Source organism: Natrinema salinisoli (assembly GCF_020405205.1).
In the GTDB taxonomy this organism is placed as follows: Archaea; Halobacteriota; Halobacteria; order Halobacteriales; family Natrialbaceae; genus Natrinema; species Natrinema salinisoli.
Genome location: NZ_CP084470.1, coordinates 165895 through 190658, shown reverse-complemented (window position 1 = coordinate 190658; position 24764 = coordinate 165895). Strand labels below are relative to the sequence as shown.

The window sequence follows — 24764 nt, the reverse complement described above, 5'->3', positions numbered from 1 at the left end:
CCATACCGGCGGCAGGACGTCATTGAGAGGGATATCCATGATTGGCGACAGCCGTGACTCAAGAAGTCTGCCACCGATGGTCTGAGCAAAGAGTGAGAAACCGTATTTCAGGCGTTGACTGTGGTCCGTACCTCAACCGCACCGGTTCCGCGTACAACGATGTCGTATCCTGCGTACTCGAAGGAGACTTTTCTGACAGCAGGCTCAGCTCGGGAAGTGAACAACGCGTTCAGCGCGTCTGGATTGATTACCTCATAGAGTGGCGGCAACTCAACTATATCTAGACCAGACGCTTCTGACACCGCCGAAACAACCGCATAGACAGGCGTATTCTCGGTATCCTGCTCCCATTTGGCAGTAGTCGACAGAGTAATTTCAGCTGAAGATTCATCTGTATTAATCTGGGTGCCCATCTTTCCCATTGACCCTAAAATCCAAGACTCCGGTATAAAAGGATTTCCAAACCCTATTGAATTGGACACGGTCTTTCATGTTAGACAAGGCGAGATCATCCGCGTTCTTATATCGGTGACTATCATGAGTTATTATATGTACGATCTGACCGGTTTCCAGCGCGATCTGCTGTACGTGGCTGCGGGACTGGAGGAGCCGCACGGGCTGGCGATCAAAGACGAACTTGAAGATTATTACGAGAACGAAATCCATCATGGACGGCTCTACCCGAATCTCGACGAGATCGTAGACAAAGGACTGGTTGAAAAAGGTGAGAAGGACCGACGGACGAACGTCTACTCGATCACGGCTCGCGGCACTCGAGAACTCAAAGCTCGTCGAGACTGGGAAAACCAATATGTTGACTTGAAGTAGCTGATTGTCAACTTCTATTATTGTTTTCAGAGATTGGTATCCACTATTCCCAATACTGGCAAATGGCCAATAGGTTGATACCAGTTGTGTGCTAATAACCAGCTGGCGAGGGGGAAAGGATCAGTCAGCACCCATCGACTGTTCGACACGAGACATATCAACCTCGCCACTCTGAGATCGTTCCGACGTGACGTCAATAGCCAAACCGTCACCCAATCTCAGAACCACCATGGTTGACGTACCCACCATAGGGACATGAACGCCGGCACCCCCTGTCGGCGTTTTCTGGAGTACGTAGGTGGTAGAAGTATTACGCTAAGTCCATACACGTACTTACTGCAAGTACCGTGTCCGCGAGTCCCATCCTTGAGGACAGCGGTAAGTACAGGAGAAGCAGTTATTGAACTCATTCCTCGCAGCGAATATTGGTGGTCAGCTTTCAAACGGAAGACTTCCAAGGAATTCGTCACTCTGGTAATCGAGATGATCTAATCGAGGACCGAGCAGTTCACGGACAAGGACCACCAAGGGATTAGTCGTTCCTTCTCCGACTATTGCAGTTTCCGTTTTCACCCCATCAGCATCTTCGTCCCACAGACCAACAACGACTTTCGCTCGATCAGCGACAATCAGCCGACTCACTTTGGGATAGCTCGAGTGTTCATGCATCCAGTCCATTTGAGGTTCCCATATCGTCGCTTCTGGAAGACGATCTCGAAAGAACTCCCGTGCCTCTCGACTTTTCGTCCCAGCGTAGAGTTCAGCTCCTCGCTCGATAGCTCTCTCCGCATGGGGGAGACACTCCTCGTCGTCGTACGCCCGCCACTCCGGCCCGTGATCGATATGGTGTTCGTTGATGACCAGGCCACAGTCCTCGCAAACCGTTTCGACCGCGTTCGTCGTGACTCGGCCATCGCATTCGGGGCATTGGTTCGTGCTCGACTCAGCTCGGACGTCTTCATCGAATCCACTCTCGTAGATGTCTCTGGTTGCCATCGTTCTCACCGTGTTCAGGGAACCCGCCAGTACAGCGATCCCCTCGCCCATTGAGGGGCCAAAAGACTCCTCGCTCTACACGCTGAGTACGAAATCCAAGGTTGAACTATTGCTACAGCAACTAACGAATCGAGAATACGTTGCTGATGTTCGAGTTTGTGTCTTCCCTATACATTTCATACTGTACTGATGACGACGAGACCATCCAATAATTAGAATTATAATACACAATAGCAATAATGTAGTATGGGAACGGCAACCCGGGGACGATCTGGGGCATCCAACGCTGGTTATGAGGATGCGAAACGCGAATTAGCTGATGCTGCGGGTGATAAAGATGCTGCTAGGGCGAGTGAAATTTATTTCAAGATGATTCTGGCTGCTCAACCGAACGGTGCAGCCAAAGTTCCAGCATACCTAGCGGTCCGATATGGTTCGGAATTCATCATAAAAAGCCACCAGAACGGAGTTGAGTCCGCTACCAAAGATGTCGGTGCCTCTGTGACAAAAGAGGTCGTTGCAGCTGGTGCCTCTGAAGCCGTCGTTGAGCAGGCTTCGAAAGAGGCCGCTACTCGGGGCCTCGCAGAGGGGTCTCAAGGTACGGACCGAGCCTTTTCAGAGTCTGCAGAACGAGCAATGGAAAGTGCGATGGGTGACATCATGACCGAAGGAGCTGATGCTCTTGAACGACACCAAAATTCAAAATAATATTGACGAGTTCGTAGAGACACATGGCGTTGAGGGATTCTTCCGGGTATACTTTCGGGAGTATCTGTTTCAGTTGCTCAACGAGGAGATTGAGGCAGCTGCAAATGATCCTGAGTCAGACTCTGCCCTTCAGCTTCACTTCAGCCAGAACGTCAATACAGATCAAGAGTTAGAAGAATTTGAAGAGTAGCTGCGAGACCAGTGTGCCAGTCGGGCAGATGAACTCGTCGAAAAGATCCAAGACCAGCCCGAACTCGCTCCAATTTTCGAAGATGCCAACGTAGAGCTACTAGAGCATGAGGATGTAGAGGAAATGATCCGAGATACTATGCACGAGATGATTGAAGCATGGGAGGACGAGGACTTTGAAGGGAACTAAGCGATTCTTGATCAAGTCCGGGACTGGATCAAATCTTAGCGAAGCTGACTCGGACTACACAATCGTCGTTGACGATTATCGCACCGAGACTGAAACGGAGGATGGTCGTCTGATAAAGTACAAGAAGGAGGTTCTAAACGACCTGTTCGGACAGAGTCCCCCTCCAGCAGTCACGGCATTAGTTGAGCTCGCACTCGGTACATACGTTGCAGATCGTTTGGTGAAGCGGGGGCCTACTGGCGCGAAGGATGATGGGGAGGAAATGCTGAAATCACGGCAGATACAGATTTTGCACCCTGTTGCTGACGTGGAGAAATGGCGACCAATAGAGCCTGAATTGAACCACGCTATTAGCTTCATCTCGCGTGATAATTTCCAGTATCGGTTCATCGATGCGATTGACGAAAACCAGTCTATTGACGATGGTGCTGATGGATATCGTGATCAGCTGCCTGAGGCTGATTCTGTCGCCCTTTTTTCTGGCGGGTTAGATAGTTTGGGTGGCCGATTTCACCTCGCTGAGGACGGGTACAATCCACACTTTGTCAGTGTAGATCATGGTCGAAACGTCGGTCATCTAGTGCGGAATTTTGACCATCTCTTTGATGGTGATCTGACCTCAATAGGTGTCGACGAAGAATTCTATGCATATGAGGATACGCAGTTCACTCGTTCGTTCATGTACTTCGCTTTCGCCGCCGCTGTCGCGGTGGCCCTCGATGTTGATGATATCTTTGTTCCCGAGAATGGCGTCCTATCGCGGTTCTCATCGCTAGAATCTGGCTGGACGACGACTCGCACAGTTCATCCGCTATTCGTAAAGAGCTTGAACCGCATTTTTGACGATCTATTCCCGGACCGTAAGCTGAAAATCAGCAATCCGTTCCTTGATTACACGAAGAAAGAGGTTGTCGACTGTATCCCAAACAAGGCAGATATTTTCTTCACTCGAACATGTCCGCATCCGCGTGAATTGTCACAAGGAAAGGACGCTTCCGGACACCCTTACAACTGTGGTGAGTGTATTCCTTGTCTTATCCGTATCATTGGTCTAGTAAACAGCGAACACAAAATACAGCCAGACGAATTGATGTTAGACAAGAATCATCTATTGGACTTCGACTTCTCGAAAGTGAATGCTGAGAATATTGCTCAACCCAACCAGAGTCGACAGTCTAGTTTGTCAGTGTTTTTGTTAGGCTTGAATGCTCATCTCTCGTTCGCGTACCGTATCCAGACTTCGACCCAAGGGGAGCTGGTTTCATCTAACCCCGAGCTTCTTGACCCCGATATATTGGGGCTCTATGAGCGATTTAGTAGAGAGATCTTCCAAACCGTGGAATTCTTCGCAGCTGATAACCCAACGCTGGAAAACTACGTTACAGAGTTTCTTTCGTTAGAGGACGAAGAGCTCGCCAACTTATGTTAGTTTACGGATGATGCCTGATTGATATCCGTCACCCTTACGACTTTTGTGCTATTTCCGGGCCGTGTATTGGTGTCTACAGATGGATTCCGTCATTCCGACACCAATTCTAACATAACTGGAGTATACGGTAGCAATATGGCAACTGCACGCGATGTCCAGGTAAACCCGGATACGAATGAGGTCTCAGTCCAGTTTACCGTCCACGACGAAGACCTCGCCAACTATCTTGCAGAGTACGACGATTCAGAACAGGTCGACGTCGTCGAGCGTGCACTCCGAGTGGGGATGATGACGCTCCAACTGAGCGAAACGACGAAAGACGTTGAGCACGTCAAGCGAGAGTTCGAGTCACTACAGTCGAACTTCGAGGAAGAAATCGAGCAGGTTCGCGACGAACTCGAGGAGACGTTCGGCGAGGACGGTGATCTCGAGGAAGCTCTCACTGAGCACCTCGGAGAGGATGGAACACTCCGAGATCATATTGAGGACGCGTTCGGCGAAGACGGTGAACTCACCGAGCGGTTAGAATCCGTCTTGGGTGAGGACGGCAGCAAAATTCAGGACGCATTAGATCCGGACGTGGAGGGAACCCCCACGTATCGACTGAAACAGGAGATCCGCGACATTCGCCAAGCACTGGAGCGGGAGGCAGGTCGTGAGGAGGAGCGTCAGCAAAGCTGGAAGAAAGGCGAGAGTTTCGAGGAGACGCTCGGCAATCTGCTTGATACGCTTGTCTACAACACTACCCACGAAGTCGAGCATACTGGCGACAAGGAAGGCGAAATTCCAGGGAGAGACGTCGGAGACTACGTGCTGACACTCGGAGAGACGGGCCAAGACATCGTCGTCGAAGCGAAGAGCGAGAAGGACTACTACGCTCAAGACATCAAAGATGAGATGGCGGAAGCTATCGAGAACAGGGACGCTGAGTACGGGATTTTCGTCACGGAATGCGAGTCGTATGTTCCAGACAAGGTCGGCTATTTCCAAGAATACGATCAGGAAATTCTATGTGTCGCTCTCTCCGCCGACGAAGATGACGACATCGATCCCGGCTTTCTCAACATCGCTTGGAACTGGGCGCGAATGCGAACGATCCAGTCCCATGTTGACACTGGGGAATCAGTCGATACAGAGACGATTCAGGCACAGGTCGAGGAAATTCGTGACTCTATCGACCGATTCAGCAGTGTGAAAACGAAGTGCTCAGACATCGAGGAAACGGCCGGCGAAATCAAAACCCTGCTGGACGAAATCCGCGATGACGTACGGGCTGATCTCGATACGATTACGACCGAATTGAGCAAGGCTGTAGAATCATGAGGGCCGTGGCTGCGCGCGCAGCGAAGCGAGCACGGAGCGGAGGGTGGGGCGGTGGGGCCTGGGTCGGTCCGGCACACAGCAAAAAAGAAGGCTGCTTCGACTGGCTATCCTTCCCACCAGCGGCCGCGCTCCGGGAAGTGGATGATGCTCCACCCCGTCACGGCCACCGAGATCCGGCCCTCGTACCAGTTCGTGGCCGCTTCGTGAATGCGCACCTTCTCGCCTTCCTCAATCCACGGCGCGTCCGATGCCTTCCAGATCGTCACCTTCGTTTGCCCGCTCTCGTCCGCGATCAGCCCGACTTGCTGGATGGCGGGAGAGGAGTTTTCCCACAGGGTCTTCACACGACCTTCGATCGTGACCGTGCCGCGATCGACCTCCTCAAGGGCGTCGATGGGCACGGTGCCCCCCGGGGCCGTCTGCAACTCTTCGAACATCCGGACGACTGCACTCGTCATGTCCGTGCCGTCGACGACCGCTTCGGCCAGGCGTCGACTGATCGCCGCACGCGACCAGCCATCCAACCGCGTCGCGAGTCGGTCTGCCTCCGTGTTCACTGTCGCCAGTTCATCCTGGGAGAGTTCCGCTCGAGGATCATCCCGTTCGGGGTCGGCCATCGGGTCCACGCTCGCGGCACGCTTCTGGAACTCCCGCCGGCGTTGCTTGCTTCCTTGGGCGGCAATCTCGCGCGTGCGCTGCTCCCGGCCGTCCTGCGTCCCGAACTCGGCCTGGGCACTGATGCGCTCGAGTTCGGCTTCCCGTGCCTGAATGCGCTCCTCCTGTTCGAGGGTGACACCGTGAATCCGGTCCTCACTCGTGTCCGCGATCCCGTCCGGGTGGTTCGTATCCACCTTTGCTTGCGTCTCCTGCTCGACTGCCGCCTCGAACTCCGGCGTCTCGTCGACGACCGGGAAGCCGTCTTCATCGGCCGCCTGCTCGCCCGCCTTCTCGAATGCCTGTTCATCGACCGTAACGACCTTTCCGCTAGCGTTGTTACTGGACATTGGTATCTCACCAAGGTACCACTGAAGGCGCTCACGCGCCACCACCGCGATGTCCCAGCATCGCGGTTTTCCGACGACAACGACCGACAGACCCATCTGCGCGCTCTCGCTCGCGCCTTCGCGAGCGCCCTACTGGGCGCGAGCGAGAGCGCGCCTGCATGAGGTGGCCCCAACCAGCACCGCGCGCCGACCCGCCCGGAGCGAGCGGCCAGCGCATTCCCCGTTCGCCGCGACGCAACCACGGTCCGCAGGACCCGAACGGGTGAAGCGCTGGCGCCGAGGGCACATCCATTTTAGCCCGGCAGTCCGCCCGCTACTGCAGGCAGACCGCCCGGAATGGTCGGTCGCGAGCGACGCGGAGGGCGGCAGCGGCGAGCGGGGCGGGCCGGTACGTACACCTGAATCAGAATCGGTCAGAAGAGATTTCGAAGCCGCTCTTTCAACGGTTTATACTGCCACCCGCAGCGATGGCACGTGAGATATTCATCCTCGTCGTAGCGACGGACATATGCCTGACAGTTGGGACACACTCCCTCTTCGGAGGAGGTTTCGTAGTACTCCGATTTCTGCTGTGAGAACACGTGAATGTCCCGACCATGAACGGACGAAACTGCGAGATAAACATAGTTGTCTCCCTGATAGACCTCCCGATCAGCGTCAAACCCAGCAGACTGGTCGACACCATCTGCTGTCGCGCTCTCAACGATCCAGTTTGGGGGATCAGCGTAATACTCCCACCCCTCATCTTCGACGGCGTCAATCAGTTCCTCCTCATCTGCCCGTCGTTGGTGCCCTCCATTTGGCATATTGGGGGGATATCTCAGTTGCTGGAATTAGTTGATGGTGGTAGACTCAGCTGCAGACCGAAATCTTACCATGCGAAATCGACTGTGGAGCAACCCGCCTCCTGGCGGACTCAGAAAGGGCGAGGCCGTCTCGGCCGTCCCCCGGCCCCGCAAGCACCGCAGGCACGAGGCGCGCAGCGGCGGTCGCGGGACGTCGAGCGGCCGAGGGCTTTCGAGTGTTCTCTCCCACCGAATCAGACTAGCAATCAGTCAGCTGTTGCCGGCGACCAGGTCCTCGATAAACCGGAACCCGTTCACGAACGTCACCGAGTCACCGTACCCCTCGCTTGCGAGTACGGTTTCAGCCCCTTCGCCGGCGGCGATATCCGTCGTGTAGATGTACACGCCAGTCGTCGTCCCCGCGCTGAGGTACTGGGCAGCCAGGGCTGCGAGGGCGGCGTCGGCACGCTCGACCTCGTCGGCAGGGCGGTCGTCAGCGTTCGCGATGTACCGTTGGACACCGTCCATCACCCGGGAAACGACAGGCTCGGAGAACTCGAGCGGCGCCGCAACCGTCGCCCAGCCCTCGTCGATAGCAGCGTCGATAGGTGGAGCCTCGACGTCAGGGTCATCGACGGTCAACTCCTCGTACACCCGTTCGGGCAGGACGAAGGTGACGTCGTTCCGGCGGGCGAATCGCCGCACTGCCTGGTAGCGACTGTTCGACGGCTGCCCCATCGCGACGAACAGACCGGTGTCGGCGATGTGGAGCCGGCTCACGCGTCGTCAGCCGCGTCGCCGTCGTCGATGTCCAACTCGTCGAGTCCCGCCCCAGCCTCCTCAATGTCGTAATGTTTGTGGACGACGGGCCGGAGCGCCTGCAAGATCATCTCCGCAGCTAGCGGCGAGATGTCCAGGTCCTCCGCCATCAGCCGGTGGGTCACGTCGCCGCGTTCACGGGCGACGGCGTAGGTGAGCGCGGTCGCGAGGCCGGCGACGCTGTGGCGGTCGATGTAGGTGTCGATGTCGGCGTCCGTCTCGCGGCGGCCGACGGCGTCGATCAGCGCCGGCGTGATCGTGTACTCGCGGTCGCCCGCGGCCGTCGTCACGGTTAGGTCGATCTCCCGAGCAGCGTACCGGCGTGGCTGTTCGTCGTCGGTGACGTCGACGACGCCGGCGTCGACCAGCCGGTTGACGTAGCTATAGGCCGTCCCCTGGGCGAGTTCGAGGTCGTCCATCACGTCCTGGACGGTCGCCTCCCCCTCCCGAGCGAGGTACGCGTACAGCTGGGCGAGCTGTGGCTCCTCGAGGAGGTCAGCGACTGAGAGGAAGTCCTGGACGATGTCGCCGTCGGCGCGGTTTGAGGTGCGTGACACGGTTCGGTCTTGATTACAGTTTACAGCGAAACAGTAATGAGTGTTGGGGTCACTCTGCCGGCGTCGCGACGAGATGCTCCTCGAGTTCACGCGTCCAGTACGTCGCAAGCCCACCCGGGCTACAGCGAGCGCAAAGCTGCAACGGGCCTTCCAGGTGCCCCAGTTCGACCCGGAACCGCGTCAGTGCCGCAAGCGTGTCGACGACCAGCCCACAGCCGTCACAGACGACGTGATCGCACTCGTCGGAATCCGGCTCCGTCTGAATCGCGCAGTCGACGCAGATCGGGTGGGTGACCCGCTCGTCCTGGCCCCATGTGTGCGCCTCGCCAGTGTCGGTACCGGGCGGGGCGTCGCAGAACACGCAGCCAGTGAGCGTCTGCTGCATCACTCGCCCTCTCCGTCGGCGTCGCGACTGGCCGTCCAGCCCCGGTAGAAGACGGCCAACTGTGTCGATGAGTCGAACGCGGTGCCGCTCGGCTCGTGAACCAGAACTTGGTCTTCAGGAACCGGAGTGACGACGTCCGCGTCGACGAGGTCGCTGACCAGGCGTTGGGCCGTCGTGTCGTCGACGTTCACCGTGTCGACCCCGATGGCGTCGCGGTCCTGGGCGAGATGTTCTTTCTCGAACTGTTCGTAGTCGGTACTCGTGTCGTCGTGAAGATCGGGACCAGGCATGGTGAGTCACGCAGCGCACGCTGTCGCGCGCTGCACGCCTCCCGGCGCCGACAAACAACTCATGGCGTACAGATTCGGTACTTCCTCGGATCGCCCGACCGCCAGGATTCATTCACTCGAGGAGTCGGGCGGTGGGTGGGGCGAGGGAGTGGATCCAACCCCAGCGTTAACCAACACCGTGCCGGTATCGGCCGGGAATGTTGGTTAAGCCTAGCCGCTACGGCGTTCGGAGCTCTCGAACTGGCTTCACGACGAAGATGTCTGGATCGCTGGCTGCTCCCTCACCTGACCGCTCCGTCGGCGTCGAAGGCGACCGCGTGAGCTGGGTGATGAGCTCGTCGCGAACGGTTCGTCGGGTGACGGTGGTCTCGTGCCAGCCCAGCCGGTCGTCGAAGCGCCGTTTCTGGAACTGCTCGCCGACGTCGTCGCGGGCGACGTACTGCGTCCGCGTCGACCGCCCGACCTGCTGTGAGACGAAGACGGCGCCCACGGCCTCGTGCGTGAGCTCGACGAGAGCACACTCCACGAGGGCGACGACCGACGCGTGATCCCGGTCGGTCGGGATCATTACCTCGAGATCTGCCCACGGCGCCTCACCGTCAGGGGTAGTTCCTGCCTGATGCGCTGCTCGTGTTTCGCTGCGTCGTTCCGAAGCCATCGTCTATCGGGGGCACGTGATGCGCCCCGCCACCCCCTCGCGGGGGCAACAGACACTACCGAAACGTACCCGGTCAACCTATACTCTAAATCTGATACTTCTGTAGTTCCGCTCCCCCTGTGACGGCCCCTCGGCCTGAGAGAGCCGGCGGCCTTCGCACACTGCATATCGCCTCTTTCTTTGGACGAAAACCGCGATATACAAGCCAAAATAACGGACTCAAATTGCAGAAGAAATCCGTCGGGCCGATTTGAGCGCGTAGAAAGTACCTCGACGAGTTCCGTGATAATGATGTAGTTTCAGAAATTGCTCGACGGCGGGGTAACGAAGGTGATACCAGCCGTATTTGGATTCCTTAGGGTCGCCACTTCACCTTTTCTGAGTCCCTCGAGGTCCTCCGTCTCGGCACTTCGAATCGTAGAACACCCCCGATTCTCTCGATTCTGGCCGTTTTAGACGCTGAAAATTGCTCGACGGGGATTCAGAAGAGGTTGGTTTTGGTCTACAAAACATTTTTCGAAAATATGAGGGAAGACTATGATTTAGAATTCCTCAGCGGGACCGGCGGACTACTCGTCCACTTGCTCGTACATCTCATCCGGGAACGGGAGACTGCCCCAGATCGAGTAGGGACACTGGTCTTGGCCGATGCAATACCGCTGCAGATCGTCGTTATCGCAGTTCATCGGCAACGGCGTGTCGCCGTCGATCGTGTTCGAGAATTCGTAGCGAACTTGGTACTCGGTCTCCTGCTCGTCGTACCACGGCCACCGGGAGAAAACGTCCTTGAGGTCCGCGACGATCTCGTCGAGACTGCTGTCCTGGTACTGCGGCAGCCACATCACCATCCGCGCGAAGTTGTAGAGGTCCTTCCGGACGGGCTTCTTCTCGTGCAGTCGCTCCTCCATATTCGCCATACAGGGGAGTTCGAAGAGGTCCTCGATCTCGCGCACTTCGATCTGTTCGGCGCCGGTTCCGGCTCGCCCGATTCGGTACTTATTGACGCGCCCGTCGCGGTCGATTGTGACTGCCGAGTGGGACTCGTGGTCGGCTAGCGTCTTCGCGAGACTGCTCGGACTCGAGATCAAGTCCGTCACAGAGGATTCCCAGTCGTCCTCGGCGTCGTACGCCGCAACCGCTCGATAGAGTTCCTTCGCCGTGTGGAACTCGCCCGTTTGCGCGACGTCGTCGGGCGCGTCACTCAGGGCCCGCCGGAGGACACGGATTGTTCGCTCCCCACGGTCCCAGTTCCGCCAGATTCGCTCGTGATGGGCGGTCTCGAGGAAGCGATCAATCCGCTCCGTGATCGCCGATTCGTTCGTGGTCAGCCACGTCAGCTGGTCGTCGGAGAGGCCGTCTTCTTGCACCCGCAGGAGCTTCTTGAACGCCCGCTCGGCATAGTCCCGATACTTGCTGTCGAAATCACCGACCGGGACGTACAGATTGTTGTCTTTCACTCGCGTCAGTATCTCCCCGCCATCGTCACTCCCCGTCGACGCCTCGTCCTCCCGAACGAGACATTTGCGTGACGCCGCTGCCATCGGGATTTCGAGGTACAGGCCATCCCCGAACTCCGGCATCTCTGTGATGCCCGTACAGACCCGACCAGGATGTGGGCCATCCTCCCCGGGCTCCTTGCTGTACAGCACCTCGGCGATGTCCTGCTGGAGCGCCCCATCGCCGTGGCCGCGGATGAGGGAAGCGAGATTGTTGACGTACAGCTCCCGGATGTCGTAGAGCACCTGGATGTTCCGTGGCGACGCGTGCTCGAACTTCGGGTGCTCTTTCACACAGATCGCGCTCAACGTCGCGAGCACGGCGAGCGTCCCCGGTTCGTCGACGAACGGCTCCTCGGCGGCGTCGGCGCGAACCTGCTCTTTGAACGCCGCTGTCCCGAACCGCTCGACGTCGTTCACGAGGTCCTCGGGTTGGTCCTCGCCGTCGACGATGTATCGATTGTAGCCACGCGTAAACAGCTGGTTGATGCGGCTATCCCCGTACTCCAACGGAAGTGCCACAACTCGATACGCCATGTCTTCGTCGTCGGTGGGCGTACTCGGACTCATTCGTCGATCACCTCGGGTGTCGCCGACCGAACGTCGAACGCCGGGCTCTCGATGGGTTGAACGATACTACAGACGTCGGCGTGAAGTGAATAGGGCAGGCGGGCGACACGCCGGCGGTCGGCCGTCACGACGGGGTCGATTGGGATGTCGTACGTCTCTAGCAGGAGGTCGTTCAACACCTCGCGACTCTGCTCGTCGTATCGGTGCGCCGGGTCGGTATCCAGCAGGTAGACGTGGACACCCTGTCCGCTGTACACGACCATCGTCTCCTCGGCGTCGAAATCGTCTTCGAAGATGTCGCGCACCTCGAATCCGTCCTCGATGGCGCGGTCGACGTCTTCGAAGGCGTACGGATACCCCTCGGGAGCGGCGTCGAGGATACCCGCGGCGTCGAGAAGCGCATCGTCGTCCGGGTCGTCGACGTCCGCCGGGACCAGCTGCTCCGCCCGGTCTCGGGCAATCTCTTTCGCGTCGATGTCGACGAGGAGGACCCACGGCCGTTCCCAGTGATCCAGCGCATAGTAGACGGCGTCAGGTCGTGGCTCCGGTTTCTCCAGTACCTCCGGGTCAGCAAGCGCGAACTCGCTCCGCCCCAGCGGGTCGTTGCGAGCTGGATGTCGAATGAACTCAACGACATCCTCGAAGTCGTCGAACTCGGGCGTCGTTCGGTCCCCCGACGCATCTGTTTGCCATGTATCTCGCCGGATGAAGTCCTTGGCCGGCACATCGTCTTTGCGAACCGGGTGGGACTCTCGGAAGGCGACGGCGTACTGTTTCGGGCCAGTCGCCGTGATGAATTCTGGCAGGTCCTCCAGATACCGGGGGAACTCCTCGGCGTAGTAGGCGTAAATCTCCTCGCGGGTAGCCTGTCGCCAGGTCATTGGTTGAGTACTTGATCGAGATTTTTGAAGCCCTGAACGGTGGTCAGGCCCGCAGCACCGAAGTCGTCGACGGCGTCTCTGATGGTCGCGAACGACCGTGCCGCCCGCCCGCTGACCCGCTCGTCGATCCGATCCGCGTCGGCAAGGCTATCCAGGACGTCGAGCGCTGTCTCGCGATTGTTGAAGGCCCAGATCGCGTCGCCGTCTACCGCGCTGAGTTTGTCGTAATCCTCGACCGGGGCGTGCCGGTTGTTACTTGCGAGCTCTGCTTCGCCGGCCCAGACGGGATCGCCGTCCTCGTCGAAGCCGGCCACGTCCAGTACGGTGCCGTCATCGGTTTCGTAGTACGGTTCCACGCGAACGACATCGTCCCGCTGGTGGAGCCACAGCTCGAGGAGCCGGACGCCAACCTTGTGTGGCGTTTTCTCGCCGAGATCGCCCGCTCCTGGTCCCGCCTTCAATTCTCTCCCGAGGAGGTCTCGACCGTCGGGGAGGACGGTGTAGTACTTGCGCCCCGCCGCGGATTCCGCTTCTAGGAGACCCTGCTCTGTGAGCCGCTCTATATGGAGGTCGTCGTATTCGTCCCGAAGCTGGCTCATCCTGTCCAGTAGCGTGTACTCGTCGTCCTCTCGGTTCATCACGTCGAGGATCCGATTCAGGAACCGGACGTCGTCACGGCTGAGCCCGCGTTGTCGGAGTTCGTCATCGGGGACGGGCACGCTGCTTTCCTGGACGGGTGTTGCCCCGTTCTCCCGCTGCGCTGCTTGGTCACCAGTTGGGTTCTCGTCCGTCTCGGTGGCCTGCCCGAACAGGGGGTTCATCGCTGTTTCATCCGCATCTGGGTCGCTGTCCGTTTCAGGCTGCGTGGTCGACGTCAATGCGTCCTCGGCCGTCGATTCGCTGATAAACGCGGACTGCGTCGGGTTCGTTCCTGAGTCGCCCTCGGCAGCTGAGCCCGTCGTCTCGGCCCCCGTACTCCCCCAGCCAGTCTCTTCCGGAGCAGTGTTGGACTCAGTCGTCTCTGTCAGCCCGTACTGGGCCTGTGTCCGCTCGGCCATCCGTGGCTGGGACACGGACTCGAAATGCTCTTCTTGGGGCTCTGTGAGCGGCTGGTCGCTTTCTGGATGCCCTGCCGCAATCGGGAGCGGCTTCAGTGAAAACGGCGGGGGGCCAGTCTCCCCGAACGACGGGCTCGGGAGCTGCGCGATCCACTCGCCGCTCGGAAGCGTGTTGATCCGGTTGCGGAGTTCGGTCGGGCTGAGGTCCTCGTGAGCGAGCGATTCAGCAAGATCGCGCTCGATCGAGATGTTGCCGATGAGCTTCGTCTTGATGTTGTTCAGCACCTCATCGTAGGCCCGCTCGTTACGATTTCGCACCTGTTCGGGGAACTGCATCACGAGTCCCATACTCAGCCCGAACGACCGTCCCTGGGGAAGCAGTTGCTCAGAGACGAGCTTCGTCGACGCCACCGGGGCCGCCTCCTCGATGATGAGGTTCGTGAGCTTCTCATAGTCGGTCTGGCCGTCTCGCCGGCGCACCTGAACGGCGTCCCAGAGATTGCTCAACAGCAGGAGTGTGAGGGCTCGTTGGGCCTCCGGCCGAAGATCGCCGAGGTCGAAGATGATGGTGGCATCTTCATCGAGGAACTCGCGGAAGTCGAAGCAGTTGTCGACATACTCGCCGGCGTCGTTCTGCTCGGGAACGTGACTGAAGATCCGTCGCAGATGCGCGTCCTCTCTGAGTTTATCGAGACGGTTCCCGACGGCATCCATCGATACCTGGAACTGGTGGTCGTCCTTCGCGAAGTGGCGCGTGAGCGACTCTTCGACGTTCTGGTTCTCTGCAGAGACCGGAGGTACTGTTCGCTCACGTTGCATCTGGAGTGCAGCCGTGAAGAGATCATCGAGGCTGAAGGCGTCGCTCCCGTACTCCTCGTCGAAGAGAGACTTAATGAGGTAACTGAGGATCTCGTTCGCGACGAACGCCTGGCCGTACTGCTCGCGGCCCATGACCATCCGCATGATGTCGTGGAAGTGGTCGACCTTATCCTGAATCGCGTCCTCGCGGTTGCGCCCGGCTTCCAGCGCGGGACGAATGTCAAAAAAGGAGAACGCAGGAATGGCTTCCGGAACACGGAACTGGTAGACGTCGTCTAGGCCCCCGAACCGCTCGTAATGGCAGCGAAGGTAGTTCTCGCACATCCCATCGCCTTTCGGATCAACGATTACGACGGGTCCACCGGTCGTCTCCCGGAGAGACAGTGCATCGTTGATGATAGCTTTCGACTTTCCACCGCCAGTCGACGCGAAACGGCCGTAGTGCGTTGTCAACAGATCCGGCGGAATACGGATCGGATCCGGTCGCGGCTCGCCGTTCTCGTCGAGGGCATACCCGATGGCCATCCCGTCTTGGAACTGCTGAATCAGGTCTGGATTCGGCCACGGCAACGGATTCCTGCTCTGCTGTTCGGCTCGAGTGCCCCGTGTCCCCTCGACCGTCAACTGTTCGGAAGAGGGAACCAACACGAAGTTCGCCAGCTCTGTCCCACAGAGAACTAGCTCGGGCCGTGTCTTTCCTCGTCCGGTCGTCAGTTCGCGGTCGAGGAGACGCTGCAGGGCGGCCTGTGCGTTTTTCATCTTCGTTTTCTCACGGAAGCCACTGTCACGGAGGCGTTTCCCCTGGACCTCGTAGAACGGTCCATCAAGCGGATCGAACACTGGAAGCAGTGACTCCATTCGGGCATCGAGGTCGTCGCGGGTGTCGTCGGTGGGGACGCCGACAGCGCGGATATTGACCGTGAACGACCGTTTGGCGTTCTTCGTGTCGATGTACTCGATCCGTTTCTCGACGGATTCGCTGATCTGCCGTTCGTCTTGGTCGCTCCGTTGGTCTTCGACCTCGAGCAACGATCCGACTACCTCTTGGAAGAACGTATCTCGGCCGTCGACGAGGTCTTCTTTCCGCACCTCCGCGTCTGACTGCCAGCTGGATCGGCGTTGGAAGACGACCTGGAACGCGGTCGGCGCTGTTGCTTCCATCAGGTGATCGATGAGTGACGCGAGCGCTGCGCCGGCTTGGTCGACGGACGAGAGATCCCCGTTCGTTTCCTCCGCTGAGAACGGCGTCAACGAGGTCATCCAGTCCCGCTTTCGCGTCGCCGATCCACACCACCGGACACCAAGTGGGGAGACGGTATCTTTCGCCGGGCGAGCCAGAATTGTTCCCGCCGGTGTCATCGTCGGCTTCTCGATTGCCCGTTGCTCCTCTTCGTCGTCTGGAAGTGCATCAGGCGGCGCTAGCTCGAGAGCCGAGTCCCCGACTGGAACGTGATGATCTGGGACTGTCGTGGATGCCGTACCGCCGTCGACAACAGGATCTGCTTCGGCTGACTCGGAGTCCGCTGATTCCTCGTCGACGAGCTCGTACTGTTCCGCCGGGCCGAATTCGTACTGCAGCCGCCCGGCCTCGTAGTGTTCGACGAATTCCTGCAATGTGAACTCGACCGGCTGAATGAGTCGGGTGGCGATGTCGACGTCGACGCGTTCGATATCGAACGTTGCTGGGTAGATGGAACGGAGGCGCTTCTCGAGCGTATCAAGGTGCGCATCGGCCCCGTAGAAGAACTCCACCGGATCGTCTGGGCCGTCACTCATCGCGAGGAACTCGAACCGCGGCGGTGTCTCACTGTGGAGCGGATTCAGTGTCGCCCCGAGACTCGACGATCCGGGCGTGATTAGTTTGTGGAGACTCTCGAGGACTCGAGGGATACGCTCCGGATCGAGTCGCTCGGAGGTCGGCGTCACGCGAAGGTATTCACCCATCGCTATCCCCCTCGGCAGACCCGCCGTCCGGTTCGGCCGCAATGATGTCTGCGTCGTCGTCTTCGTCGTTCGTTGCTCGGTTTTCGAGCTCCTCTTGGAACTCCTGCATCTCGGTACCGACGGCGCCGTCGCCGGCGCCAGGGAGCGAGGACCGAACCTGTGCAGTCGGGTCGAAGTCGATGATCTCCTTCTCCTTGGGCATCGCTTTGACCTTGATCCCGCGCCACTCACCGTCGACGCCGACCAGCGCTTCGGAGAAGCCGGCATCCTCATTGCCGGGAACGGCATCCTGGACGAACCGCATCTGCGCGTAGTTCAACCCGAACTCGTCGGCCCACTCTCCGTCCATCCCGTCCAATCGGTGGAATTGCTTGACCGCACACTGATCCAGAATCGCTTCGGACTCCGCGTGTTCGAAGAACTCGTCGACGGTTTGCGTGACCAGCCGGATCGAGAGGTCGTGGTGTCGATGGTGCCGGAACACCGTCTCGAGGAAGGCAAGACTCGCAGCGTCCTGCATGATGTAGCGGGCCTCGTCGATGTAGAACACGACCTCCTTCTCCGAGACCTTCGCCCGCTCGTAGACCAGCGAGATGAGTAGCTGCATCGTCAGTGCCGTACTACTGTCGACGCTGCCTTCCTGCTGGGCGAGATCGAGGTAGATGACCTTCTCGTCGCGAATGTCGAAATCCGATGGCTGCCCGAGATTTGCGTGCCGACCGCTTTCCTCGAAGGGGCGGAGCTGATCGAGCAGCCATGTTGCGTCCTCCTTGATCTTCCCCGCTTCCTCGTCGGACCGGACGACGAACTCCTCGGGCTCGTCAACCATCTCCTCGAAGACGTCCATCATGTCCCGGATGGTCGGACTCGGATTGCCGTGCGTGGAGATGTCGTCGGTGATGTCGTTGCGCTTGTACGCACGCTTGAGGCCGAGTTCCAGCGTCGTCCGGCGGTCGCCCAGTGAGATCCCACGAAGCGCGAAGAAGTTGGTGAGGAAGCTCATCGCGTCGTCGAGCTTCTCGTTGAACGGGCTGGCGTCTTCACCCATCGCTCGCTGCACGTGTTCGGGGGTCTCCCGAATCTCTAAGGGGTTGAGGCCGAGCGTCCCGCCGACGGTGATCCGCTTGGCATCGAGCGCCTCCGAGACGCCAGCCCAGTTGTTCAGCGGTTCGAGGATGATGCCGATGCGGTCCTTGCTCTGCTCGATCGACCGGATGAAGTTCTGCTTGGAGCTGAACGACTTCCCCGACCCCGTGTCGCCGACGGTGAACATCGCGTACCCGTTGTCTCGAGCGAACGGGTCGATGACGACCGGGCTCTGGTTGTCCTTGTGAATCCCGAACTCAACGCCGCCCTCCTCGAGAATCGTCGCGTTGTGCGGCGAGGAGAGCAACGCCCCCACGGCGCCGCCGAGCGCGATCGACGTGCGGCCGAACTCGTTGTCGCCGATGGGCGCGGCGGACTGGAGGGCGAGGTCCTGCCGGCAGATCGCGGTCTTCGGCGTGAGGTTCGCCGGATCGTCGCGGAGTGCACTCTTGACCGTCTGGACGGCGTCTCTGAGCTCGTCTTTCTCGTCAGCTCGCACCGTGATGAACAGCCCCTGGTCGAAGACGCTCGCTCCGTTCTCGACGGCCGTATACGTCGCTGCGGCCTCGTTGGCGCGCTCCTGCAGATAGGCACTCCGGACGCTCTGTTCGAGGTCGGCGTCGACCTGGAGGTCATCAGCGATATCCTGCAGTTCGTTTGGCGCCCGTTCCTGGTTCTTCGGCGTGATGTGGGCCGTCAAGTCGAACTGCACGTCGGTCATCTCGAAGAGGTCGCTGAGGTAGCCGTCGTTGGGGTAATCCGGGTAGTCAGCGATGTACAGCGTCGTCGTCCACTGCTCCCCGACACGTGCGGCCCGCGTTTCCCACTCGATGGCGGCCGGCGCCGTGACCGTCTTGTGTGACTCGGCAATGTCGTCGAGGAGCTGGCGTTCGGCGTGCCCTTCTTCGAGCGTTTCCTCGTCAAGCATGTCCGAGAACTCGACCTCTTCTTCGTCGTCTTCGGTATACTTGTCCCAGAGGAATTTCCCGACGGCGCCGAGGACGACGACGATCCCGACGTAGAGTGCTGCACCTTCGGCCGATGTCGGGTTCGAGAGCCACTCGACTACCCGGCTGATAGCGCGGCTACCAGACTGGAGGGGCAGGTCACGCATCGTGATCATCCTCCCGGCGCGAGTGGCCAATGATGGGTTGTTCGCGAATGACGCGTGCTGCGTCGTCGTAGTCGTGTTCGCGGCCGTTCCAGAAATCTATATTCAGGACGAACAGCTCGACCGTGCTGAGTCGACGCGCGGACCACCCGGATGTTTGCTGGATGAATTCGGCACGGACGTCGTTGACTCGGCTATCGAGTTTCTCGAACATCTGGACGCGGCGCTCAACGTCAGTGAGGTCCTCACGGCGGGTGACGAACGGATTGAACAGGAACCCGATAACGGGAAACTGGGTAAGCTTCTCGGCAGGAGTGCCCTCATCGCGAAAGCGGTCGTAGACCTCCAGCGGCGTGACCTCGACACCAATGTAGTATCGAACCTGCTGGATGCCACGTTCGCGCATCTCCTTCGGTCGAGTCTCCCGATACTCCTCGAGAAGTTCTTCGAAGATCGGATTCTCCGTGACGTCTTCGTCGTTCAGTCGGTCTTCGATGTTCTCCGTAATCTGTTCGACTGGGAACGAACGGGTTGTCGCGTGGAGTTTGAGCTTTGAGTCCAGTTCTTTGTTAGCGAACTCTTCACCGGCTTTCTGGAGCTGGGCCCAGTCGTCGGACATCGCGAAATCCATGTTGCCCGGGTCAATCTCGATGAACGCCTCCATCGTCCCGTCGGCACGTTGAATCGCGCCAGCGCCCGGCCACGCTCGCTCGATGTTCGTGAGGTCCTGAGTTCGTTCGTCCGGCTTGAACGGCGTGTAGTTTGCGAGCCCACCCTCGTTCCGTTCCGTCTCGTTGGTGGTACTATCGGCTTCTTCAGGTGCGCTGAACGTGACCTGTGGCCGCTTAGCGTATCGATAGACGTCCTTCGTCCACGTCCATGCATTCACGTGATCGGGTGAGACGTAGACGATCGCGACGCCGAAGCCGAAGCCACCCGCGACGAATGGGAGAGCCAGTGATTCGATGCCGGTTAGGCCGGCGATGAACAGGCCGATAATCGGGAAGGCGATCAAGACGCCCACGTCCCCCTCCTCGATGTTGAGGTAGGGAATACGGCTCTCCTCACCGAACTGATCCATGATACGCCGTGCGGCTGCGTCTTTATCGATCGACATCGTTAGTGGACACCTCGGTCAAAGTCCATTCCACGGCTGTCACCCGCTGTCTCCGCTGTGACTCCACCGGGGTCGTTTTCGGTGCGGCGGTACGATGGTGCGTCTCCTCCCTCACCGTTGTGCCCACCTCGAGCAGCAGCCTTCTGGGCGAGAGCGTGGCCCGCGGCGGCTTTCGGGCCCCACCGTGCGGCGGTCGTCGCAACGCCGGCGCCGCCGATGTAGGCCCCGGCGGCGACGCCGCCGACAAGAGCTGCTCCTTTTGTCGCACCTCCAAGGGCCTTAGCGGTCAGCGGGGTTGCGAATTTGAAGGTCTTCCAAGTGAGATAGACCGCGATGAGAGGTAGTGAAGCGGCAACTAAGTACTTCAGAAACGCACTATTTGGAGAAAGAGCCCCTTCTGAGTAGAGAAGATCGTATCCTTTGAACACGACTGCTGCTGGAAGGGGAAGAACTGCCAGAGGAACAAATCGCTTGGAAAATTCCATCGCGATGTCGGAAAGGACCGGAATATTACCGTATGCGAGGGCGAACGCCAACGGCATTCCATAGACATACACGTAGAGCAAAACCTCCCGGATGTAATATAGGGCCTCCAAAGCCCACATTGAGAGGCCACCGATAATCGCAAACACGAATGCAAGTCCGGGGTTCGTCAGTGACTCTTTGAGAAAATTCAGCATCGCATCACCTAGGGAGTCCAGACTCGGCATCAACGCAATAGTGAATCCGTCGACGATGTAAAGGCCGAGAACACTCACCCAGTACCAACTGATAATGAGGAAGGCGCCAACCCAAGCGGTCTTTTTTGTCCGCCTCGCTTCATAGGCACTTCCAATATTGAATATTCGAACTGTGTGTCGTCCTTGTACACACATTACCAAAAGAAGTAGAGAGATAAGCAGAATCTCACCCCCAACCAACGCATCGCGAATTGCTGGCCAGGGTCCGTTTGTCGGCGCACCAAAGACAAATGCTTCCTCCGTTTCGGGCGTAGGGGTCCTAAACATCTCCTCAGAGAGGGTTTCATAACCGGTGTTCAACCCTTCCATGAAGAGGCTGATTACCCAATCGACGATGTCTTTGAACCCTTCTAGGATGACATCAATTAAATCTACCATCGTTAGTCCTCACTAATTGTGATCCCGCAATTATCGAACTCTTCTGACGCAGAATAGTGGATACTGTAAGACTTAGAAACTCGGTTAGTCCCTACTTGTGTTTCCAAGATAACTTCGAATCTCCCGTTTTGTTCTTCGATCTTACACGAAGTCCCCTCTCCTCTGATGAATGCAAACGGTGAACGGTAACTGTACAGTGTAAGCTTCTCTCCTGGTTCTATGACCATTTCATCAACTTCTGCATCCCTTTCTGGATCGTATATGCCACTGATTTCATCGCTGTCGGCGTAGTTCGTTCCTTCCTCATCTGAGGGATATGGGACATCTCCAACGAAGAGGAGCTGCATGATCGCATCTGGGCCACTCCCTTGGTTTTCGACAGATACGAAAGCCTCTTTAGTGATTTTGTCACTTGAGCTATCCCACATCTTTTCAGGTCGGTTCTTCCCTATTCCCATTTCCATAATTCTGAGATCAGGCTGGATAGAAAGGGAAGACTCTCCTACAGTCTCTTCACCTTCTAGAGCGAGTACACGATATTCACCGGGGGCATACGTGGTTCCGATTTCGAACGAGACCTGTTGGGAACCGGTGGCCACATCACGCTGTCCGAACACTTCTCCATCCGGCTGGATGAGATTGATCTGATCGACATCGGTTTCTGCTGAGAGCTCAACGACAAGCGTTGTCTCATCGATAGCGATACGCTGGAGTGGACCCTGTCCATCTGGCGAGGTAGTTCTGTCACTAAGCGTTCCAGAGCCTCCATCGTTGTTCAGGCAGCCAGCAATGCTCACGAACGTAGCGCCTGTGAATGTTCGTAGGACGGTTCGCCTACTGATTCGTGGATTCTTCTGTGTCATGGATTTCGTTGGAAGATGTCTTCTGGACCGAGCATCCGCAAGAGACGCTTGCCTGCGTAGAACATCACGAAAAACGGGAGGAGCTGCCAGCCAACCTCAAGTACGAGAGCGAACCATCCCTCGATCGTCCCTAATGGGTGCCAGCGAGTGGTTGCGGTGTCGCTCACGTATGCAGGATTATGGCTAAGCCACGAACCGGGGTAGTATCGAGCCGTGTAGATACCCGGCTCGTCGATCGTCACGATAGCTACCCCGGATGCGTTGGTTTCGACACGCTGATTCGCGATGGTGATGTATCCGTTCCGGGTGGCCCCTCCGATTGGATACTGCCGGCTATCGTCGAGTTCGATCGGTGTGCCGGTCTGATTATCCCGGAGCTCGAGCTGGACAGTCGCTTGCGATTGGTTCTGCTCGATGACCTCCACGGAGAGGTTGCTACGTCGGAGCTGTCGCTGGGATCCTCCCTCTGGCTCAATGATCGAGGCATTCACGCCCCGGACGATTCCGGCTACCTGGAGAGCGTCGCGGTCGACGTTTTCGGCACGCACCGCGACCCCATACGTCGTCGTGTACGACTGGTTGACGATGTCGATGTTGATGTTCTCTCCGATGGTATCGACCGGTGATGGGCGGTCAATCCCCCACGTATCGATGAGTTCCGGGCCGTTTCGAACTGGTTCGGCACGCGGACCGATACGCGATGGATACGCATGGACGTAGACCGGAATCGCATCGGATTCGACTGTGGTGCTATCCGTCCGGTCCGACCGTACGAGCGTATCCCAGTTAGTGTTTCGAGCTGTGTAGAACCGCCAGACGCCACGAACCCTCGTCTCACCATCTTCAGTCAAGGTATATCCCTGCCACGGCCGGGACTGGAAGGTGGCAACACCGGAATCCCCGTTGGGATACTCGGCATAATAGGTGGATGCCGAGAAGTCATAGATCTCGACGTTGATCGAATCCGAGACGGTACGTGATTCCGTCTGGTAGGTGACGGTGACGTCTGTTTGATTGTCTCGACCAGTCTGGGTGGTCTTCTTCAGACGGACGTCGATCTCCGCTTCGAGCGTGAGATTCGCATTCCAGGCATCCTCGATCTGGTAGTTGAGAGTCGGCGTGTGGGAACCGTCCTGCTCTGCGATGACCTCTCGATCGTTCTTCAATCGGACCTCTTCAATCTCGTGCTCCGCAAGCGACCACTCCGTAGTCGCGTTCTCAGAGGAATTCCCGTTCGGAACTCGAACACGATAGTCGATGAATCCCCGAATCGTCCCGTTCGGTGCGATATAGAGCGGCGCCTCGCTGGACTCGAGGTGTCCCCGTGTGGAGGGGTGGACAGCGAAGATCGTGGCATGAGCGTCATCGATGAAGACGCCGTCCTCAAGGTCCGCGTGTGGCGGATGCACGGAGGTGTCTGCGTTGCCAGCCTCGAGGTCCTCGAAGTCGTTTCGCGTCCACGTTGCAGCGGTCTCCGGCGGCCGTTTGAACGTAATATCTGTCCCATTCGCGACTTGGTGGACGGCGGAGCGGTTTTCGCCGTATCGCTGGCGGTACTCCTCTTGGGAGATGTAGGTGTCCGCATCGTGTGACCACAGCGATGCGGACTCGTTTTCAGTGAGCCCGTTCCCCTCTGTGCCTGGCCGCGGCGGATCGGCTGCGACGATACCGGTAACTAGGCTCGTCACGAGCATGGCGGCCATGAACACGGAGAGTTTTCGGTGGAACATGTGACTCACGATGGGGATGGCAGAGTGACTACCAGGGGACGAGGTCAACGCACTCCGCCAGCGGAAGGCTCATCATCGACCCGGCGACGGTGTACAGTGGACCGAGAACGACGAGAATGACTGCGGACTTCATCGCCGAGCGCTTGTGACGCTTGAGCCCCTTCTTCTGCTCCGGATTGAGGGTAAACATCTCGATAAGGGAGTCTGCCTGCCAGACGATGGCGAGGCCGACGATTCCCAATGCGGTAGTTAGCTGGAAGAAGCCCTCAATCATGCTGGGGAGGTTGTCCGCACTACAGACTGCGTTACTCTGTGCCGAGACAGGCTGTACGGTAAACAGACTCAAAAGGACGATGGCGAGTGCGACCTGTTTCAGGATTCTACTGGTCGTCGTTGGCTCTGCTTCGGTACTACGTTCGGGGCCGGAGGAGTTGGTATCCTGGGACATAGCGAGTTACTCATCAGTGGCATCTCCAGCCGTAGGCTGGCATTGCTGGTCCTCCACGAGCGACTGGAGATCAGCGAATCGGCTGGTGTTTTCAGCGATCTCTTCGAATGTGTAGCCCTGCTCGCGGGCCCGCTGGAAGAAATCACGAAGTTCATCAGGATCGATATCTCGAACGTCCATCTCATCGCGGAGTGCGCGACGATAGAGGGCGGAGGCGTTGATATGGTCGTTCCACATCAGGTACAGGTCATCGATTTCCTCGATAGTGACTGACCGTGTAATCATATATGCGAATCTGGGTATGCATCGGTTCAATCCCGGTGCATGCTGCCTTATCTATGGGAATATAAATATACTCTTTG

General features: G+C 58.2%; 23 protein-coding genes and 1 pseudogene. 5 read left to right on the top strand and 19 right to left on the bottom strand.

Translation table 11 applies throughout. The features are described from left to right. Window positions 1–107 precede the first annotated feature (107 nt). Window positions 108–422, bottom strand: a complete 315-nt coding sequence (ddfA, locus tag LDB05_RS21690; protein ID WP_226008300.1) for a DdfA family disk-determining factor — start codon at window positions 420–422, stop codon at window positions 108–110. A 127-nt stretch (window positions 423–549) separates the two neighbouring features. On the opposite strand from ddfA, the gene LDB05_RS21685 reads away from it, so the two are divergent. Beyond that, on the top strand, window positions 550–828 hold the full coding sequence (locus tag LDB05_RS21685) for a PadR family transcriptional regulator (protein ID WP_226008299.1): 279 nt from the start codon (window positions 550–552) through the stop codon (window positions 826–828). Window positions 829–1520: 692 nt separating this feature from the next. Here the strand turns inward: LDB05_RS21685 and LDB05_RS23670 are convergent. Then, window positions 1521–1824: pseudogene (locus tag LDB05_RS23670) on the bottom strand (TFIIB-type zinc ribbon-containing protein); the annotation flags it as partial. A 246-nt stretch (window positions 1825–2070) separates the two neighbouring features. On the opposite strand from LDB05_RS23670, the gene LDB05_RS21675 reads away from it, so the two are divergent. The 4 genes from LDB05_RS21675 to LDB05_RS21660 all read left to right on the top strand — a co-directional run bounded on the left by LDB05_RS21675 (window position 2071) and on the right by LDB05_RS21660 (window position 5663). Beyond that, window positions 2071–2532 (top strand): hypothetical protein, encoded by a 462-nt coding sequence (locus tag LDB05_RS21675; protein ID WP_226008298.1) that lies wholly within the window; start codon window positions 2071–2073, stop codon window positions 2530–2532. Continuing rightward, a complete protein-coding gene (locus LDB05_RS21670; protein ID WP_226008297.1) occupies window positions 2501–2722 on the top strand; it encodes a hypothetical protein in 222 nt (73 codons plus the stop codon). Before LDB05_RS21675 ends, LDB05_RS21670 begins: the two co-directional genes overlap by 32 nt. A 175-nt stretch (window positions 2723–2897) precedes the next feature. Continuing rightward, complete coding sequence (locus tag LDB05_RS21665; protein WP_226008296.1) at window positions 2898–4340, top strand: adenine nucleotide alpha hydrolase family protein; 1443 nt, start codon at window positions 2898–2900, stop codon at window positions 4338–4340. A 69-nt stretch (window positions 4341–4409) separates the two neighbouring features. Continuing rightward, window positions 4410–5663: a hypothetical protein gene (locus tag LDB05_RS21660; protein ID WP_226008311.1), complete on the top strand. Its 1254-nt coding sequence runs from the start codon at window positions 4410–4412 to the stop codon at window positions 5661–5663. A 104-nt stretch (window positions 5664–5767) separates the two neighbouring features. On the opposite strand, the gene LDB05_RS21655 is transcribed toward LDB05_RS21660, so the two are convergent. The 17 genes from LDB05_RS21655 to LDB05_RS21575 all read right to left on the bottom strand — a co-directional run bounded on the left by LDB05_RS21655 (window position 5768) and on the right by LDB05_RS21575 (window position 24687). Further along, window positions 5768–6667, bottom strand: a complete 900-nt coding sequence (locus LDB05_RS21655) for a DNA-binding protein (protein WP_226008295.1) — start codon at window positions 6665–6667, stop codon at window positions 5768–5770. A 413-nt stretch (window positions 6668–7080) separates the two neighbouring features. Continuing rightward, the gene (locus LDB05_RS21650) at window positions 7081–7473 is read right to left on the bottom strand and encodes a hypothetical protein (protein WP_226008294.1); all 393 of its coding nucleotides are present in this window, start codon (window positions 7471–7473) and stop codon (window positions 7081–7083) included. Window positions 7474–7722: 249 nt separating this feature from the next. Further along, complete coding sequence (locus LDB05_RS21645) at window positions 7723–8232, bottom strand: PIN domain-containing protein (RefSeq protein ID WP_226008293.1); 510 nt, start codon at window positions 8230–8232, stop codon at window positions 7723–7725. Continuing rightward, window positions 8229–8828 (bottom strand): helix-turn-helix domain-containing protein, encoded by a 600-nt coding sequence (locus LDB05_RS21640; protein WP_226008292.1) that lies wholly within the window; start codon window positions 8826–8828, stop codon window positions 8229–8231. Before LDB05_RS21640 ends, LDB05_RS21645 begins: the two co-directional genes overlap by 4 nt. 49 nt (window positions 8829–8877) lie before the next feature. Then, the gene (locus tag LDB05_RS21635) at window positions 8878–9213 is read right to left on the bottom strand and encodes a DUF7558 family protein (protein ID WP_226008291.1); all 336 of its coding nucleotides are present in this window, start codon (window positions 9211–9213) and stop codon (window positions 8878–8880) included. Continuing rightward, window positions 9213–9503 carry a DUF8069 family protein gene (locus LDB05_RS21630; protein ID WP_226008290.1) on the bottom strand — a complete coding sequence of 97 codons (291 nt, stop codon included), beginning with the start codon at window positions 9501–9503 and terminating at the stop codon, window positions 9213–9215. Before LDB05_RS21630 ends, LDB05_RS21635 begins: the two co-directional genes overlap by 1 nt. Window positions 9504–9720: 217 nt before the next feature. Further along, on the bottom strand, window positions 9721–10161 hold the full coding sequence (locus tag LDB05_RS21625; protein ID WP_226008289.1) for a DUF8030 family protein: 441 nt from the start codon (window positions 10159–10161) through the stop codon (window positions 9721–9723). 569 nt (window positions 10162–10730) lie between these two features. Beyond that, window positions 10731–12227 carry a primase-associated protein gene (locus tag LDB05_RS21620; RefSeq protein ID WP_226008288.1) on the bottom strand — a complete coding sequence of 499 codons (1497 nt, stop codon included), beginning with the start codon at window positions 12225–12227 and terminating at the stop codon, window positions 10731–10733. Beyond that, a complete protein-coding gene (locus tag LDB05_RS21615; RefSeq protein ID WP_226008287.1) occupies window positions 12224–13108 on the bottom strand; it encodes a bifunctional DNA primase/polymerase in 885 nt (294 codons plus the stop codon). Before LDB05_RS21615 ends, LDB05_RS21620 begins: the two co-directional genes overlap by 4 nt. Continuing rightward, a complete protein-coding gene (locus LDB05_RS21610; RefSeq protein WP_226008286.1) occupies window positions 13105–16929 on the bottom strand; it encodes an ATP-binding protein in 3825 nt (1274 codons plus the stop codon). The genes LDB05_RS21615 and LDB05_RS21610 overlap by 4 nt, the downstream gene beginning before the upstream one ends. Beyond that, the gene (locus LDB05_RS21605) at window positions 16922–19138 is read right to left on the bottom strand and encodes a VirB4 family type IV secretion system protein (protein ID WP_226008285.1); all 2217 of its coding nucleotides are present in this window, start codon (window positions 19136–19138) and stop codon (window positions 16922–16924) included. The genes LDB05_RS21610 and LDB05_RS21605 overlap by 8 nt, the downstream gene beginning before the upstream one ends. Next, a complete protein-coding gene (locus tag LDB05_RS21600) occupies window positions 19122–20243 on the bottom strand; it encodes a TraC-like domain-containing protein (protein WP_226008284.1) in 1122 nt (373 codons plus the stop codon). Before LDB05_RS21600 ends, LDB05_RS21605 begins: the two co-directional genes overlap by 17 nt. A gap of 2 nt (window positions 20244–20245) precedes the next feature. Then, window positions 20246–21361: a TrbL/VirB6 family protein gene (locus LDB05_RS21595; RefSeq protein WP_226008283.1), complete on the bottom strand. Its 1116-nt coding sequence runs from the start codon at window positions 21359–21361 to the stop codon at window positions 20246–20248. A 2-nt stretch (window positions 21362–21363) separates the two neighbouring features. Then, complete coding sequence (locus LDB05_RS21590; RefSeq protein ID WP_226008282.1) at window positions 21364–22224, bottom strand: hypothetical protein; 861 nt, start codon at window positions 22222–22224, stop codon at window positions 21364–21366. Next, window positions 22221–23954 carry a DUF8186 domain-containing protein gene (locus LDB05_RS21585; RefSeq protein ID WP_226008281.1) on the bottom strand — a complete coding sequence of 578 codons (1734 nt, stop codon included), beginning with the start codon at window positions 23952–23954 and terminating at the stop codon, window positions 22221–22223. The genes LDB05_RS21590 and LDB05_RS21585 overlap by 4 nt, the downstream gene beginning before the upstream one ends. Before the next feature lie 28 nt (window positions 23955–23982). Continuing rightward, entirely contained in the window at window positions 23983–24402 is a 420-nt protein-coding gene (locus LDB05_RS21580) for a DUF7985 family protein (RefSeq protein WP_226008280.1), read from the bottom strand. Window positions 24403–24408: 6 nt separating this feature from the next. Continuing rightward, window positions 24409–24687, bottom strand: a complete 279-nt coding sequence (locus LDB05_RS21575; protein WP_226008279.1) for a hypothetical protein — start codon at window positions 24685–24687, stop codon at window positions 24409–24411. Between the last annotated feature and the right edge of the window lie 77 nt (window positions 24688–24764).

Excerpts from the sequence above, each read along its gene's own strand:
- LDB05_RS21575 (WP_226008279.1), bottom strand. The coding sequence starts at position 24,687 with ATGATTACACGGTCAGTCACTATCGAGGAAATCGATGACCTGTACCTG.
- LDB05_RS21630 (WP_226008290.1), bottom strand. The coding sequence starts at position 9,503 with ATGCCTGGTCCCGATCTTCACGACGACACGAGTACCGACTACGAACAG.
- LDB05_RS21605 (WP_226008285.1), bottom strand. The coding sequence starts at position 19,138 with ATGATCACGATGCGTGACCTGCCCCTCCAGTCTGGTAGCCGCGCTATC.
- LDB05_RS21675 (WP_226008298.1), top strand. The coding sequence starts at position 2,071 with ATGGGAACGGCAACCCGGGGACGATCTGGGGCATCCAACGCTGGTTAT.
- ddfA (WP_226008300.1), bottom strand. The coding sequence starts at position 422 with ATGGGAAAGATGGGCACCCAGATTAATACAGATGAATCTTCAGCTGAA.
- LDB05_RS21590 (WP_226008282.1), bottom strand. The coding sequence starts at position 22,224 with ATGACACAGAAGAATCCACGAATCAGTAGGCGAACCGTCCTACGAACA.
- LDB05_RS21685 (WP_226008299.1), top strand. The coding sequence starts at position 550 with ATGTACGATCTGACCGGTTTCCAGCGCGATCTGCTGTACGTGGCTGCG.
- LDB05_RS21610 (WP_226008286.1), bottom strand. The coding sequence starts at position 16,929 with ATGGGTGAATACCTTCGCGTGACGCCGACCTCCGAGCGACTCGATCCG.
- LDB05_RS21600 (WP_226008284.1), bottom strand. The coding sequence starts at position 20,243 with ATGTCGATCGATAAAGACGCAGCCGCACGGCGTATCATGGATCAGTTC.
- LDB05_RS21635 (WP_226008291.1), bottom strand. The coding sequence starts at position 9,213 with ATGCAGCAGACGCTCACTGGCTGCGTGTTCTGCGACGCCCCGCCCGGT.
- LDB05_RS21585 (WP_226008281.1), bottom strand. The coding sequence starts at position 23,954 with ATGTTCCACCGAAAACTCTCCGTGTTCATGGCCGCCATGCTCGTGACG.
- LDB05_RS21615 (WP_226008287.1), bottom strand. The coding sequence starts at position 13,108 with ATGACCTGGCGACAGGCTACCCGCGAGGAGATTTACGCCTACTACGCC.
- LDB05_RS21625 (WP_226008289.1), bottom strand. The coding sequence starts at position 10,161 with ATGGCTTCGGAACGACGCAGCGAAACACGAGCAGCGCATCAGGCAGGA.
- LDB05_RS21670 (WP_226008297.1), top strand. The coding sequence starts at position 2,501 with ATGCTCTTGAACGACACCAAAATTCAAAATAATATTGACGAGTTCGTA.
- LDB05_RS21595 (WP_226008283.1), bottom strand. The coding sequence starts at position 21,361 with ATGGTAGATTTAATTGATGTCATCCTAGAAGGGTTCAAAGACATCGTC.
- LDB05_RS21580 (WP_226008280.1), bottom strand. The coding sequence starts at position 24,402 with ATGTCCCAGGATACCAACTCCTCCGGCCCCGAACGTAGTACCGAAGCA.
- LDB05_RS21650 (WP_226008294.1), bottom strand. The coding sequence starts at position 7,473 with ATGCCAAATGGAGGGCACCAACGACGGGCAGATGAGGAGGAACTGATT.
- LDB05_RS21655 (WP_226008295.1), bottom strand. The coding sequence starts at position 6,667 with ATGTCCAGTAACAACGCTAGCGGAAAGGTCGTTACGGTCGATGAACAG.
- LDB05_RS21620 (WP_226008288.1), bottom strand. The coding sequence starts at position 12,227 with ATGAGTCCGAGTACGCCCACCGACGACGAAGACATGGCGTATCGAGTT.